Annotated in this window: 1 pseudogene; it reads left to right on the top strand. The window is 61.5% G+C overall.

Annotated features, from left to right (window positions below):
- Window positions 1–148 precede the first annotated feature (148 nt).
- Window positions 149–616: pseudogene (locus tag ACM6I5_RS19815) on the top strand (RHS repeat protein); the annotation flags it as partial.

Here is a 616-nt window from a genome sequence, read left to right as displayed (position 1 = left end):
TGTTGATCGCATCATCACCGATCAACACTGGAACCCTTGCCGCGCGTTGTCCTGGCCATGCTCCTCGACCTGTTACTTCTTACAGTAGGCAGCCGTGTGAAGGTCGTGCATTGTGATGTGCAGTCCACATTGATCAAGGCCTGCATGGATGCCTACTGGAATCTTTACCAACGCGCACACCGGCACACCGACCCTTCGGGTGTCGGAAGCGCGTGGGCTGGTGGTGCGGGACGTGCAGTTTCACCGGCGTGAGGTGGATGACCCGATTGATACGCGGGTAACCGAACAACGTTTCGATGCGGTTGGACGGTTGGTGGCCAGCCGTGATCCGTATCTGTTCGACCTGGCGAAGACTGATGAGACGACGCCGTTCAACCTGAGGCAGACCATGAGCCTGTCCGGCGTCGCGCTGGCGACCGACAGCGTGGACGCCGGATGGCGCGTTGGCCTGCAGGGTGAAGCCGGGCAGAGCCTGGAGAGATGGGACGGTCGCGGCAGCCACTCACTGACGCAATACGATGAACTGCTGCGCCCGACGGCCATCCGAGAGCGGGGACCGGACGTCGCCGAGCACACGCTGGAGCGTTTTACCTTTGCCGATGCCAATGCGGAGGCT

It is taken from the genome of Pseudomonas sp. IT-P171 (assembly GCF_949767765.1).
In the GTDB taxonomy this organism is placed as follows: domain Bacteria; phylum Pseudomonadota; class Gammaproteobacteria; order Pseudomonadales; family Pseudomonadaceae; genus Aquipseudomonas; species Aquipseudomonas fluorescens_B.
The sequence above is the reverse complement of the archived record's forward strand: the minus strand, read 5'-3'. Positions and strand labels throughout refer to the sequence as shown.